The organism is Streptomyces sp. NPDC090499, assembly GCF_044769305.1.
In the GTDB taxonomy this organism is placed as follows: domain Bacteria; phylum Actinomycetota; class Actinomycetes; order Streptomycetales; family Streptomycetaceae; genus Streptomyces.
Genome location: NZ_JBIVXP010000004.1, coordinates 387,276 through 399,715, shown reverse-complemented (window position 1 = coordinate 399,715; position 12,440 = coordinate 387,276). Strand labels below are relative to the sequence as shown.

At 73.1% G+C, this 12,440-nt stretch carries 10 protein-coding genes; 4 read left to right on the top strand and 6 right to left on the bottom strand.

The features are described 5' to 3' along the window. Window positions 1–7: 7 nt before the first annotated feature. Window positions 8–430: a phage tail protein gene (locus ACIQVL_RS17455; RefSeq protein ID WP_089100302.1), complete on the bottom strand. Its 423-nt coding sequence runs from the start codon at window positions 428–430 to the stop codon at window positions 8–10. Window positions 431–528: 98 nt separating this feature from the next. After that, window positions 529–1,071: a hypothetical protein gene (locus ACIQVL_RS17450; RefSeq protein ID WP_403475699.1), complete on the bottom strand. Its 543-nt coding sequence runs from the start codon at window positions 1,069–1,071 to the stop codon at window positions 529–531. A 1,570-nt stretch (window positions 1,072–2,641) separates the two neighbouring features. On the opposite strand from ACIQVL_RS17450, the gene ACIQVL_RS17445 reads away from it, so the two are divergent. Then, the gene (locus ACIQVL_RS17445) at window positions 2,642–4,063 is read left to right on the top strand and encodes a hypothetical protein (RefSeq protein ID WP_403475698.1); all 1,422 of its coding nucleotides are present in this window, start codon (window positions 2,642–2,644) and stop codon (window positions 4,061–4,063) included. Here ACIQVL_RS17445 and ACIQVL_RS17440 read toward each other — a convergent pair. The 4 genes from ACIQVL_RS17440 to ACIQVL_RS17425 all read right to left on the bottom strand — a co-directional run bounded on the left by ACIQVL_RS17440 (window position 4,000) and on the right by ACIQVL_RS17425 (window position 6,738). Further along, complete coding sequence (locus ACIQVL_RS17440) at window positions 4,000–4,170, bottom strand: DUF6760 family protein (RefSeq protein ID WP_181808453.1); 171 nt, start codon at window positions 4,168–4,170, stop codon at window positions 4,000–4,002. The genes ACIQVL_RS17445 and ACIQVL_RS17440 overlap by 64 nt on opposite strands. Further along, the gene (locus tag ACIQVL_RS17435; protein ID WP_403428783.1) at window positions 4,167–4,646 is read right to left on the bottom strand and encodes a hypothetical protein; all 480 of its coding nucleotides are present in this window, start codon (window positions 4,644–4,646) and stop codon (window positions 4,167–4,169) included. Before ACIQVL_RS17435 ends, ACIQVL_RS17440 begins: the two co-directional genes overlap by 4 nt. Further along, window positions 4,646–5,089, bottom strand: coding sequence for a phage tail protein (locus ACIQVL_RS17430; RefSeq protein ID WP_189262970.1), 444 nt, complete (start codon window positions 5,087–5,089; stop codon window positions 4,646–4,648). The genes ACIQVL_RS17435 and ACIQVL_RS17430 overlap by 1 nt, the downstream gene beginning before the upstream one ends. 62 nt (window positions 5,090–5,151) lie before the next feature. Next, entirely contained in the window at window positions 5,152–6,738 is a 1,587-nt protein-coding gene (locus ACIQVL_RS17425; RefSeq protein ID WP_403428781.1) for a phage tail sheath subtilisin-like domain-containing protein, read from the bottom strand. Window positions 6,739–7,123: 385 nt separating this feature from the next. Here ACIQVL_RS17425 and ACIQVL_RS17420 point away from each other — a divergent pair, with 385 nt between their 5' ends. From ACIQVL_RS17420 to ACIQVL_RS17410, 3 genes are all read left to right on the top strand, one after another. Then, window positions 7,124–9,337 (top strand): DUF4157 domain-containing protein, encoded by a 2,214-nt coding sequence (locus ACIQVL_RS17420; protein WP_403428778.1) that lies wholly within the window; start codon window positions 7,124–7,126, stop codon window positions 9,335–9,337. A 150-nt stretch (window positions 9,338–9,487) separates the two neighbouring features. Further along, window positions 9,488–10,936, top strand: coding sequence for a hydrolase (locus ACIQVL_RS17415; RefSeq protein ID WP_403428776.1), 1,449 nt, complete (start codon window positions 9,488–9,490; stop codon window positions 10,934–10,936). Further along, window positions 10,933–12,372: an RICIN domain-containing protein gene (locus tag ACIQVL_RS17410; RefSeq protein WP_403475697.1), complete on the top strand. Its 1,440-nt coding sequence runs from the start codon at window positions 10,933–10,935 to the stop codon at window positions 12,370–12,372. Before ACIQVL_RS17415 ends, ACIQVL_RS17410 begins: the two co-directional genes overlap by 4 nt. Window positions 12,373–12,440 lie beyond the last annotated feature (68 nt).

Here is a 12,440-nt window from a genome sequence, read left to right as displayed (position 1 = left end):
CTGCCTCTCAGTCCGTGAATCCGTGGTGGGCGATCTCCAGGACCTCCGTGGCCACGGACGGGCTGCCCGCGTCCAGGGAAGGCCCCTGCCAGCTCACCGGCAGCACGTCGAGGAGTCCCCACCGGGCCACCTCCGAGCCGTCCGCGCGCAGCGCCGTGATCTGACCGGTGGGCCGCTCGATCCCCGTCTGCACGGACGAGATCCACTTCGCGACCTTCGAGGTGTCCGGGGTGAGCGGGCGGGTCAGCCGGATGTGGGAGAAGGTGACCCGGGTCGGCAGCTGCCACACGAACCCGTTGTTCCCGCCCTCCTGCCGCTGCTCGATCTCCACCTGCGACGACAGTCCCTCGCACCCGTTGAAGTAACCGAGGTCCTCGCCGTCGATGGAGAGGCTGAACCAGACTGTGGTTCCCGGGTCCTGGCGATCCATCGGGAGGCCTTTCTGTGGGGTCGTGCGCGGTCGGTCGTGATCAGGGGCGGTCAGGGCCGGTGGGCCGGTCTGGGGTCGTCAGTGCCGGTCAGTGGTCGTCAGTGCCGGAAGTCGCGGAGCTTGCCCACGCGTTCGCGGTCGCGGCGGAGTTCGGTGCGGACGTGCCGGGTGATCCGGTCGATGATCCGGTGCACGAGGGCGTCCACCTGGAACTCGGTGAGGGCCCGCGGGTCGAACCCGCCGGCCTCGACCTCCGTGTAACCGGGCGGCGGATCGTCGGCGCCCGAGGCGGTGGCGGAGTACCCGGGCGGCGGGTCGTCGGGGGGCGGGGGCTGCCTGGACGTCTGGGTCCGGGGCGCCACGGCGTGCGTGGTGTGGGTGGCCGGCGCCTTTTTCAGCGAGGTCGCGGGGTGGTGGCCGGTGCCGAGAGCTTCCCGCTGGACGGTGACGCGGCCGAGGGGGGCGACGGGGAGGGGGGCGGTGCCGGAGATCGGCGCGGTCGGGCGCAGCGGGACCGGTTGCGCGGGCGTGGCCGGGGTGGTGGTGGCCGGCTTGACCGGCAGCGCGGCGGCCGGAGTCGCGGCCCGCTGCACGAAGAGGGGCAGGGGGGCCGCCGGTGCGGCGGGGGGCTGGGTGGTCATGGGGAACGGCGACCGGGCCTGACGCTGCACGGCCGCCGGGCGGCCTCCGGGGCCCGGCGCGATGGGCGGGGCGGAAGAGGCGGGGCCGACGGTCCGCTGGACGAAGGGGGGAAAGGGAGAAGGGAGGGGAGAGTGGGGAGGGGCAGAAGTCGGTGCGGCTGTGGCGGCGGAGCCCGGAAGAGTTGATGGGGGCGGCGTCGCGGAGCCGGAGGAGACGGGCCCGGCAGGCTGGGCACGCCCGCCCGCCGTCGTGGGCAGGCCCGGTGCCGAGGCTCGCTGTACCGGCCGCGGAGCTGCCGTCACCGGACCGGAAAAGGCGGCCGACTGGTCAACCGGAGAACCACTCGCGGACGCGCTCGAAGAACCGGACGAGAAACCGGACGAGGAACCGGGCAAGGAACCAGCCGCGGGACCAGTCGAAGAGCCAGTCGGCGAACCGCTCGACGAACCGCTCGACGCCGGTTGCCGCTGCACGGACGGCACCGACGGCACCGACGGCACAGCCGAGCGGCGACCGACGGCCCTCGCAGCAGCCGCGCTCACGACCGGGCCCGCGACGGGGGCGCCGAGGCCGAGGCGAGGCGCGCGGGGAGGCGTCGTACCGGCAGCACGCTGCACGGAGGCGGAAGCGGAAGCAGAGGCGGCAGGGGAAGGGGAGGCGGGAGCCGCTGCCGGAGCGGGCCGGGACGCCGGGGTCGGGCCGCCGGACGGCGGGGCGGATCCCTGTGCGGGCGGACCGGGCGGGGTCTGCGCATCCGGCACGGCGGCGGAGAAGGAAGAAGCCTGCGGACTCTCCGTCGCCCGTCGCTGTACGGGCAGCTCACGGCCGCCGCTCCCGGCCGCGGTCGGAAGCGGAGCGCCGAGGCCGGGGCGCGGGGCGTCCGCGGTCGTCGCCGTGCGCTGCACGGGAGTTGGTGCGGCAGCGGGCGCTGGAGTCGGCGTGGCCGCCGCAGTCGAGGTACCGGCCGTGGTGTCTTGCGCGGGCGAGTCCGATGACATCGGCACGGCAGCCGGTGCGGCTCCCCTCCCGGCCGGACGGGGCGTTTCCCGTACGGCATCGGCTGCGCCCGCGCCCTCCCTCGCCCTTCGCTGCACGGACGCCTCGCGGCCACCGCTCGCGGCCGGGGACGCCGGGGGCCGCGCGCTCGGCGGGACGGCCGAGGCACGTGGGGCGGGTGGCGTTGCCGCCGCCGTGGGTGAGGCAGCCGTGGCGGATTCGGTGCCGGTGGCCGCCGGGCCGGTCCCGGAGGTCGGTGCCGAACGCGCCGCCGGAGCACCAGCGCCGCTGTCCGGCGACGGCGGCGTGGGGCGGACGGCCGGGCCCGTGAGGCTCTTGCGCTGTACGGCGGGCACACCGGGGCCGCGGGGCGAGGGCTCCGGGACCGCCGCCGACTCGCCGGGCACGGTCGGAGGGACCGGGGTACGGCCGCCGCTCACCGCCTGCCGTTGCACCGGGGTCGGGGTCGGCGCCCCGGCGCCGGACACGCCGGAAGGCCCCCCGTTACCCGGGGGTGTTGCGGATGCCGCGGGTGACGCAGGGGTGGCAGCAGGGACGGAAGGGGGTGTCGGTGTGGCCGACGTGGGGGCCGTACGAGCCGTGACCCCAGGCGGCACGGGTGACGATGCGGCCGTACCACCGCCACCGCCACCGTTACCGCCGGAGGACGCCCTGGCCGGACCAGGAGCCGATGCCGGAGCCGTCGTGCTCGGCCGGGCGGTCACCGGTCCGGCGCCGGACGCGGACCGCTGTACGGGGGCCGGTGCCGGTGCCCGTCCGGGGGCAGCGGCCCGAGGCGCGCGCGGGGCGCTGCCGGAGGAGGCACGGCCGTCACCGCGCGGGCGCGACCAGCCCCCGCTCACCCGCACCGGATCCCCGCCGCCGCCCTCGGCCGCCCGCTGTACGGAGACCCCGTCCGCCGCCGTTCCACCGGCGGCTCGGTCACCCTCACCCGGCGTCGGCACCGCGCCCTCGGCGGCCGTCACCCGCGGCGCCGACGGCAGCGTGCGCCGCTGCACAGCCGTCACCGACGGGCTCGCCTGCGCCGTCGTCAGCGCGCTGCGGCGCGGCGGGACGGGAGGGGCCGGGGCGACGCGCGGACCGGTGGCCGGAGCCGGTGCGACCGGAGCCGACTGCGGCGCCCACGCCACCGGCACCGCCGCCGAAGCGGCAGCAGAAGCCGTGGAGGGCATGCCAGCCGAGGCGGCGCCCGCCGACGTGACCGACCGATGGACGGCAGGCGTGGCCCGCTGCCCCGCCCCCGCCGCCGAGGGCGCCGAAGCCGCCGGGCCCGGCGCGCTGTTGCCGTTCCGTACGGGTCCCGGTGTCGCCCCGGTCCGCTGCACGGCCGCACCACCACCGCGCGGCCCCGCCAACGGCACCCGCTGCACCGCCGGCGCCGCCGAACCGGCGGAACCGGCCGAGCCGGAAGCCCTGGCCGAACCAGCAGACCCCGAAGCCCCCGCGGCCCCCGCCGAACCGCCGCCCACCGCCCGCAACGGCACCACCGGAACCGACGTCCTCCGGCCGGCCGCCGTGGGCCCCGGCTGTCCCGCCGCTGCCGTCGGCCCCGCCAACGGCAGTGACTGCACCGGACGTTCGAGGCCGGAGACGGCCCCCGCGCCCGAGGTTCCGGTGCGGCCGCCACCGGCGAGACCCGCGCTCTGCGCACCGTCCAGGACCGCGTGCGAGCGCGTGCCCATGAACGACGGGTTCTGCCAGGTCGGCAGCCGGCCGCCGAACCCGGCGTCCGCGACCGGCCCGCCCGGCCCCAGCGCACGCTGGATCGGCGGCAGCCCGGACCAGGCCGCCGCCACCACGGGACGAGGCGGCGCCTCCGCGGACACGTCAGGCAGGTTCCCGGACTCGCCGGACTCGCCTGTTGCGGACCCGCGTCCGCGCCCCCGTACCCGATCCCACAGCCCCACCTGTCAGCCCTCCGCGCCTGCGGAGGCCGTCGCCCTGGTCACCAGAGACGCGATCTCCGCCGTGTAGCGGCGGCGGTCGGCGTGCTCCAGGTCCAGGATGTCCTCCAGGTTCCAGTGGAAGTGGTAGGCGACGTACGCGATCTCCTCGTGCAGCCGGTCGGTCGCGTACGTCACGATTCCCCCAGGCGGCTCCCGCCGAGTTCCACTTCGAAGGGCTCCGAGCAGTGCGGGCAGTTGACCGCGGCCCGGGTGTGCCCCTCGGCGTTGATCTGGCGGTAGAAGTCCTGGAGGAACGCCAGGTCGGAGGCGAACATGTTCTCCACGATCCCGTCGTGGACGAGCGGGAGCGTGCCGAGGCGGGTGATGACCCGGCCCAGCAGCACCACCGACAGGAACGCGGGGTTCTCCTGGACGCGGACGTCGCGCAGCGGGATCAGCTCGTCGCGCGCCGTCGACAGGCGCATCACGCCGTCGCGGTGGACGGTGCCCTGCTCGTCGACGTACCCGCGCGGGAGCTGGAACGGGAACTCCGTGCGCAGCACCTCGACGGGCGTCTCCGGTTGCGCGGGCGCCTGGGGGGCCTGGGGCGCCGCCGCCTCCGGTGCGAGCGGCGCCCCCACACCCCCGGCCCTGACAGCCGAACGCCTCATTACTCGATGACCAGTTCTTCGAACGTGATGGTCACCGTCTCGGTCAGCGCGGCCGCCTCGCCGGCCTTCACCGTGCTGGTGTCGATCTTGCTGCACCAGGCGTTGCGCAGGTTGTAGCGCTTCACCGGGTTGTTCTCGAAGTCCATCATGATGATGGAGGCGTTCTTGCGGGCCGTGGCCATCTGGCCGTTGATCGACTCGTTGATCCACTGGGTGAACGACGAGGACTGGGTCATACCGCGGACGACCGTGCAGGTGCCGTTCTTCTTCACGCCCGGCAGGTTGCGGACGTGGTTCTTCCCGTCCGGCGTGTTCTGCTGGTAGGTGATGACGTCCTGCTCCATCGTCATGCCGCTGACCTCGGCGAGGTACTCGACCATCACGCCGTCGATCTGCAGGCCGAAATTGTGCGATGTGAGGGCGTCACCCGGCTGGAGACTCATGTGTTACTGCCCGTTCTTCTCAAGATGCCTGTAAGACAAGGGGGTTGGGACCCGAGGGTCCGCTACTCCTGGAGCTCGCCGCTGCCGCTGGAGAACTGGGCCAGCCGGAAGATCACGAACTCGGCGGGCTTGACCGGGGCGATGCCGATCTCGCAGATCACGCGGCCGACGTCGACCGACTCCGGCGGGTTGGTCTCCTCGTCGCACTTGACGTAGTACGCCTCCTCGGGCCGCTGCCCGAACAGGGCGCCGCTGCGCCACTCGTTGACCAGGAACGCGGAGATGTTGCGCCGGATGCGGGCCCAGAGGTTGTGGTCGTTGGGCTCGAAGACCACCCACTGGGTGCCGATCAGGATCGACTCCTCCAGGTAGTTGAAGTACCGGCGGATGTTCAGGTAGCGCCAGGCCGGGTCGGAGGAGAGGGTGCGCGCGCCCCAGATGCGGATGCCGCGGCCGGGGAAGGCGCGGATGCAGTTCACGCCGATCGGGTTGAGCAGGTCCTGCTCGCCGCGGGTGATCTGGAGCTCCAGGTCGACCGCGCCGCGGATGACCTCGTTGGCCGGGGCCTTGTGGACGCCGCGCTCGGCGTCGTTGCGGGCCCAGACGCCGGACACGTGGCCGGACGGCGGGATCAGCCGGGACTGGCCCGAGGACGGGTCGAAGGTCTTGATCCAGGGGTAGTACAGGGCCGCGTACTTGGAGTCGTAGCCGGCCGTCTCCTGGCGCCAGACCCGGATCTGGCGGGCGTTGAGGCCCGGCGGCGGGTCGATGACGGCGACCCGGTCGCCCATCAGCTCGCAGTGCGCGATCAGGCCGAGCTGGACGGCCTTCACGGCCTCCAGGTCGATCGCGCCGCGCTGGTAGGCGGCCATCAGGTCGGGGACGGCGACCATGGACACCTCGTCGACGGCCTCCAGGCCGCCGAAGCCGGTGCGGTCGGCCGAGTCGCCGAGGTAGTCGGCGGGGCCGGGGTGGGAGCCGGCGCCCGCGACGGGGGACGCGGACGCCGGCGTCTGGGTCGGGGCCACGAGGGCCACCGTCTGGTTCTCCGGACGGGCCAGCTGCGCGGCGGGCGCGGCCTCGGTCACGGTGATGAGCTTGGAGCGCTCCTTGACCTGGGTGACCACGTAGTTGCGGCCGCCCTTCTTCGCGGTCACGTCGAAGGTCTCGGCGGCCTTGCCGCCGTCCTTGACGACCAGCTTGAAGCGTTCGGCGGGGCCCTCGCCCTCCGGGTCGGCGACCTCGACGCTCAGGTCGCCGGAGGCGATGGCGCTGACGGTGAAGGTGCCGAGCTGCTTGGCCTCGCCGGGCGGCAGGGCGGCCGGGGCGGCCGAACTCCCGACGGCGGCGGGCGCGTTGGCGGCGCCGCCTTCGGCGTCTTCCCTGCTGCCGCCGACACGGACCACGTAGGCCGCCGTGCCGCCGTTGTTGAAGAAGCCGTAGACGGAGTGCGCGAGGTAGTACCCGTCGGTGAACTCACCGAAGGACGCGACGTACTGCGTCCAGTTGGTCACCAGCGTCGGCTCGTTCAGCGGACCGGTCGGGGCCAGGCCCACGAAGGCCGCCACCGACGTGCCCACCCCCTCGATGGGGCGCGAGCCGCTGGCCACCTCCTCGACGTAGACGCCGGGCGACAGGTAGGACGGCATGCTCTGCTCTCCTCGGGGTACGAGACAGGAACGCTTCCCACCCTCACGCGCGAAGCGCGCTTCGGAAACGTCCGTGAGGCTCAGAGCGGGGGCACCGATATTGCCCCGGACAGTGCCCGTTGGGGCATCCTGGGCCGGAAGGCGGCCGGGCGGCCGCCGCGGCACTCCCGGTACGCCGGGTGTCGCGGGCACCAACGGTGCGGCACGGGTCGTCGACGTTTACCACACCCGGCGGCGGACACGCCCGCCGATCGGCACAAGATCCACGGCCGGCGGGGGCAGCAGGGGCCGCTGCCCTCAAGACTGCCCCGACGGACCTTGTCCGCCCGGCGCCACTGCCGTAGGGATGGATCGAGTTGCCGTCGCCGGAGGGTGGTCCTGGTCCATGTACACGCAGGAGGAGCCCGGCAAGGCCGAGCGGTCCGGGGCGGTCCGCGCCCCGAAGGCTCCGGGCGTACCGACGGGCGCGGGCCCGGCGCCCGTGCCCACCACCGCCGCCGGACTGCCGGTCCTGCAGCGGCTGGCGGGCAACGCGGCGGTGTCGGCGACGATCGCCGCGCAGCGCCACCGGCACGACGCGGGCTGCGGCCATCTGCCGGTACAGCGGGAGGCCGCCCAGGACCGGCACGAGCACGACCCGGGCTGCGGCCACCTGCCGGTGCAGCGCCGGGCGCTGGTCCACGACGTGGTCAAGACACCCGGCGAGGGCATGGAACCCGGGCTGCGCACCGAGATGGAGGGCCGCTTCGGCGGCGCGGACTTCAGCGGCGTACGGGTCCACAAGGGCCCGGCGGCCAGGGCGGCGGCGCAGGAGCTGGGCGCCAGGGCGCTCACCACCGGCCGGAACATCGTCGTCGGCGAGTCCATGACGAAGAAGGACTGGGCGCACGAACTCACCCACGTCGAGGACCAGATGGCGGGCCCGGTACCCGGTACCGCCATCGGCGGCGACGTGAGCCTGTCCAGCAAGGGCGACTCCGGCGAGCGGCACGCCGAGCAGAAGGCCGACCGGGTGATGAGCGGGCCCGCGCCGTCCCCGGTCCAGCGGACGCAGGACGGCACCCGGCCCGGTCCGGCTCCGGAACCGGCCGCCGACGGGTCCGCCCCGATCCAGCGGCTGGTCGGCTTCGAGGCGGAACTGAGCGTGCCCAGCTACGAGGTGAAGCAGTCCACTGCCGGCCTCAGGCAGATCGACGGACGCCAGCCGCACGCCGCCCTGGCGTCGTTCTTCTACGGCGGCGCCGGGTACGCCAGTGACATCGCGTCCGGCAAGCGCATGAACGTCGTCACGGACCACAACGTCCTCCAGCACCGCGGACGGGACATCCACGAGGCGCTGAGCGATCTCACGATGCCCGACGGACGTTCTCCGGTGCCCGACGACGCCGACTACGACCCCATCGGCAACCTCGAGTACGTCACCGAGGCAGTGGACGAGCTGGCGCCGGGCTCCGACCGCACGGTCCTGGAGATGGCGCAGGAGATCGACGACCACGTGGCCGGCATGTTCGCCCACGACCCGCGGTCCTTCGCCTCGTTCATCCCCGGCTCGGGCGGCGAGTTCGCCACCGGCTTCCCGCTGGCGGAACTCGAGACGTGGCTGGGTCCCGAGCTGTTCAAGGACCCCGAGCTGCAGAAGGCGATCGCCGCCTACCAGAAGGAGGCCAAGCACAGCCTGTACCTCCAGGCCACCGCGGGCATCCTGCCGTCCGGGCTGCCGCACCTCTACGAGGCCCAGCAGAAGGTCGAGTACCCGCCGGCCCCCAAGGGCAAGGAGCACACGCGCGCGGCCCAGCTGCACGCGACCGGGGCCGTGGTACAGGCCTCGCACAAGGTGCGGTCGTTCCTCGCCGCGAAGATGCCGCAGCTGGGCGAGCTGGACCGGGAGGCGCTGACCGGTGTGCTGACCCTGACCGCGTCCTACGCGATCGGCAGCGCGATGGTGATGACGGACGCGATCGGCGAGACCTCCACGGAGAAGAACGCCGTCTCGCACCTGGCCAAGCTCGGGGACCTGGCGCAGGTCAAGACACGGGCGACCACGGACACGATCCGGAACCTCAACTTCGACCGCGAGGACCTGATGCTCCTCACCAAGTGGCTGCACGAGGAGGTCGCGGAGACCAACGTCGGGTTCTGGCTGGCCTTCCTCAAGCCGTTCGGCAGGGGTGCCAACGCCCAGCGGACCCCGGCCTACGGTCCGCCCGAGGAAGCGGGCGGCCCGGCCTCCCCGGACCAGAACCCGCTGGAGGCCACCTACATGCTGTTGAACAAGGTCCTCAACGGCGACAACGCGGAGCTGTACGTCCTGTCGTCCGGGAAGCCGTTCAAGAAGCCCGACCCCGCGTCGCCGCACCTGTCCCGGGAGCACACGGGCGGGCAGCAGGGCGTCCAGATGGAGTTCCGCTGGCTGCCGAAGCGGATCACCGAGGCGGGGCATCTCGCGGGCGCGTTCGCGTCGGTGGTCGAGGAGGTGCGCACGGCCAACCTCAAGGGTGCGCCCAGGGAGGTCGCCGACCGGATCCGGCAGGCCGCCGCCTCGGGACAGGCCGCCCCTGTCACCTCCTCCGGCGCCGCCGACCGGATGGATGTGGACTGACCAGGCCGGGCCGGCGGCGCCGGAGGCAGGTCACCCTGTCCGTACGGTCCCGCCGGCCCGTCCCCGAGGGCAGCGGCACCGCCCTCGGCACCGTCAACTCTGCCCCGGAGTCCGGTGATATGCCGGTCCCCGGCCCACTAGCGTCTTGACGTGAGCCTCTGGACTTCCCTCGAACCCGCCTCCGCGACCGTGGACCCGGGCGCTTCGACCCGTGTACGCCTGCGGCTTCGCAACACCGGTGACGTCGTCGACGAGTACCGCTTCGAACCGGTAGGCCCCGTCGCGCCCTGGACGACCGTCGAGCCCGCCACACTCCGGCTGTACCCGGGGACCACGGGCACGGTGGAGCTGACCTTCGCCCCGCCCCGTACCCCCGACGCGACGGCCGGCCCGAACCCCTACGCGGTCCGCATCACACCCACCGAGCACCCCGAGGCCGTCACCGTCCCCGAGGGCAACCTCACCATCACGCCCTTCACCGAGTTGCGCGCGGAACTGGTCCCGCCGACGGTCAAGGGCCGGTTCCGGGGCCGTCCGAAGCTGGCGATCGACAACCTCGGCAACACCAAGCTGACCGCCTCCGTCAGCGGCAACGACAACGGCGACCAGCTCGTCTACGACCTGCACCCCAGCAACGTCCAGATCGAGCCGGGCCGCGCCGCCTTCGTGAACGCCACGCTGAAGCCCCGGCGGATCATCTGGTTCGGGCCCAAGGAGCAGCGGCCCTACCGGCTCACCGTGCAGCGGTCGGGGGTGCAGCCGGAGCCCGTCGACGGGACGTACATCCAGCGCGGCTTCCTGCCCCGCTGGCTCGCCACCCTCTTCGGCACCCTGCTCGCCCTCGCCGTCACGTTCGCGCTGATCTGGTTCAACTACAAACCCCACGTGCAGAGCCTGGCCCAGGAACAGCCCGTGGAAGCCGCGGTGAGCAGCATCGCCCCGAGCCCGTCCGTCACCCCGACCCCGCCCCCGGCCCCCACCGAGACGCCGTCGTCGGCGCCCGCGGCGGACACCGGCAACGGCGACGGCGGCGGGAGCGGAGGAGGGGGCGGGGGCGGCGGGGGCGCGACGGCCACCGTGACCGCCAAGCCCAAGCAGGACACCGCGGCGACCGCCGTCAACCGCCTCGCCGCCGACGACCCGGCCGGGCGGCACATCTGCTACCGCTCCTACGTCCAGGGCACCGGCTGGCAGAAGCCGGTCTGCGACGGCACCATGTCCGGCACCGTCGGCAAGAACCTGCCGATCAAGGCCATCAACCTCGCGGTGTACGGCGTCCAGGGCTCCGCCGCCAACTGGTTCCACTACGACCCCCAGTCCACCAGCGGCCAGGGCACGTGGAACCCGAACTGGACGGCGATCATCGCCGACGGCAAGGACAACTACATCGGCAGCACCAAGGCGGCCGACCCCTACATCGAGGGCTTCGCCTTCAACGTCGGCAGCGGCAAGGGCTGCAACTACGCGAAGGTCCGGGACCACGACTGGGGCGACCAGTGGTGCCAGGGCTCCCGCAGCGACAACAACGCACTCGATTTCGTCGGCACCCTCGACAACACGCTCTGGCTCGAAGCCTTCAAGCTGACGGTGACCCCATGACGCTGTGGACCTCCCTCGAACCCGCCTCCGCGACCGTGGACCCGGGCGCTTCGACCCGGGTACGCCTGCGGCTTCGCAACACCGGTGACGTCGTCGACGAGTACCGCTTCGAACCGGTCGGCCCCGTCGCGCCCTGGACGACCGTCGAGCCCGCCACACTCCGGCTCTACCCGGGGACCACGGGCACGGTCGAGCTGACCTTCGCCCCGCCCCGCACCCCCGACGCGACCGCGGGACCCAACCCGTACGCGGTCCGCATCACACCCACCGAGCACCCCGAGGCCGTCACCGTCCCCGAGGGCAACCTCACCATCACCCCCTTCACCGAGGTCCGGGCCGAACTCGTGCCACCCACGGTCAAGGGCCGGTTCCGGGGCCGCCCCCAGCTCGCCATCGACAACCTCGGCAACACCAAGCTCACCGCCTCCGTCAGCGGCAGCGACAACGGCGACCAGCTCGTCTACGACCTGCACCCCAGCAACGTGCAGATCGAGCCGGGCCGCGCCGCCTTCGTCAAGGCCACCCTCAAGCCCCGGCGGATCATCTGGTTCGGGCCGAAGGAACAGCGGCCGTACGCCCTCACCGTCCAGCGGTCGGGCGTCAGTCCACAGCCTGTGGACGGCACCTACATCCAGCGCGGCTTCCTGCCCCGCTGGCTCGCCACCCTCTTCGGCACCCTGCTCGCCCTCGCCCTCGCCTTCGCCATGATCTGGTTCAACTACAAGCCGAAGGTCGGCACCCTCGCCCAGGAAAAGGTCCAGGAGGCCGGGGTGAGCAGCATCGCCCCCAGCCCCACGGCCAGCGCACCCCTGGCGGCCGCGCCGGCGCCCTCGCCGACCCCGGTGGAACAGCAGCCGGCGAACGGCGGCGACGGCTCGTCCGACACCCAGGCGGGCGGCGGCCAGTCCCAGCCGGCCCCGCAGGCCACGAAGAAGAAGACCCCGAAGCCGGTCGTCCCGGCGACGAACATCCTGCTCCGCAACACGACCACCAAGAAGTGCGCCGACATCCCCGGCTACGGCAACGGCACCAGCAACGGCCCGGTACGCGAGTACACCTGCGACGAGACCACCAACGACAACCAGCTCTGGAACCTTGAGGTGCGGTACGCGAAGGACGGCCCCGGCTCGTCCGCGCTCTTCCAGATCCGCAACGCCAAGGACCAGTTGTGCATGGACCTGCCCGACTACGGCTCGGCCAGGCTGTCCGCGCCGATCACCGAGTACAAGTGCGACGGGACCAAGGCCGACAACCAGCTGTGGTGGATCGACAAACAGCCCAGCGGCGCCTACTGGATCCGCAACTTCGCCAGCAACAACCTCTGCCTGGACGTCGCGGGCTACAGCACCGGCGTCAACGACACCAACCTGACCCTGTACTACTGCTCGAACACGGACGACCAGGAGTGGCAGATCGTGCACCCGTCCGGGGACTGATCCGGCACCGGTGACAGGCTAGGGGCTGTCCGGCCCCGGCTGCCCGGCCTCCGGCTCCGGCTCCGCGG